Source organism: Massilia scottii (assembly GCF_030846495.1).
Classification (GTDB): domain Bacteria; phylum Pseudomonadota; class Gammaproteobacteria; order Burkholderiales; family Burkholderiaceae_D; genus Telluria_A; species Telluria_A violaceinigra.
In genome coordinates, this window is the sequence record NZ_JAVCWM010000073.1 from 1 (window position 1) to 1,278 (window position 1,278).

Below are 1,278 nucleotides of genomic sequence, written 5' to 3' on the forward strand. Positions count from 1 at the left end.
TCCATCTGCAGGCGCACGCGCTCGATTTCTTCCTTGATGTGGGTGGTGCCCTGCACCATGGCTTTTTCGGACTTGAGAATTTCCTCGAAGTCGTTGTACTCGCGTTCCAGGCGCGCGATTTCATCGTCGATCAGGTCCAGGCGCTTGCGCGAGGCGTCGTCCTTTTCCTTCTTGACCGCTTCGCGTTCGATTTTCAGCTGGATGATGCGGCGTTCCAGCTTGTCCATCACCTCCGGCTTGGAATCGATCTCGATCTTGATCTTCGAAGCCGCTTCGTCGATCAGGTCGATCGCCTTGTCGGGCAGGAAGCGGTCGGTAATGTAGCGGTGCGACAGTTCGGCCGCGGCGATGATGGCCGCGTCGGTGATTTCCACCTTGTGATGCAGCTCGTACTTGTCCTGCAGGCCGCGCAGGATCGCGATGGTCGCTTCCACGGTCGGCTCGTCGACCAGGATTTTCTGGAAGCGGCGCTCCAGCGCGGCATCCTTCTCGATGTATTTGCGGTACTCGTCGAGCGTGGTCGCGCCGACGCAATGGAGTTCGCCGCGCGCCAGTGCGGGCTTGAGCATATTGCCCGCATCCATGGCGCCTTCGGCCTTGCCGGCGCCGACCATCGTGTGCATCTCGTCGATGAAGACGATGGTCTGGCCTTCATCCTGCGCCAGTTCCTTGAGCACGGACTTGAGGCGCTCCTCGAACTCGCCGCGGAACTTGGCGCCCGCCAGCAGGGCCGCCATGTCGAGCGAGAGCACGCGCTTGCCCTTGAGCGAATCGGGCACCTCGCCGTTGATGATGCGCTGCGCCAGGCCCTCGACGATGGCGGTCTTGCCCACGCCAGGCTCGCCGATCAGCACCGGGTTGTTCTTGGTGCGCCGCTGCAGCACCTGGATCGCGCGCCGGATTTCATCGTCGCGCCCGATCACCGGATCGAGCTTGCCCAGGCGGGCGCGCTCGGTCAGGTCGAGCGTGTATTTTTTCAGCGATTCGCGCTGGCCCTCGGCGTCGGCCGACTTCACGCCTTCACCGCCGCGCACGGCCTGGATCGCGGTTTCCAGCGCCTTGCGTGTCAGGCCGCTTTCGCGCGCCAGGGTGCCGGCGTCGGACTTGTCTTCGGTCAGCGCCAGCAGCACCATTTCGCTCGAGAGGAACTGGTCGCCGCGCTTCTGCGCTTCCTTGTCGGCCAGATTGAGCACGCCCACGAACTCGCGCCCCGCCTGCACCTGGCCGCCGTTGCCCGACACTTTCGGCAAGCGCTCCAGGGAACTGCGCAGGGCCGTG

Annotated in this window: 1 protein-coding gene; it reads right to left on the minus strand. The window is 64.2% G+C overall.

What is annotated here, in order from left to right; translation table 11 throughout:
• Positions 1-1,278: AAA family ATPase (locus tag RBA41_RS33320; RefSeq protein WP_306628634.1), on the minus strand; the 1,278-nt coding region annotated here is incomplete at both ends.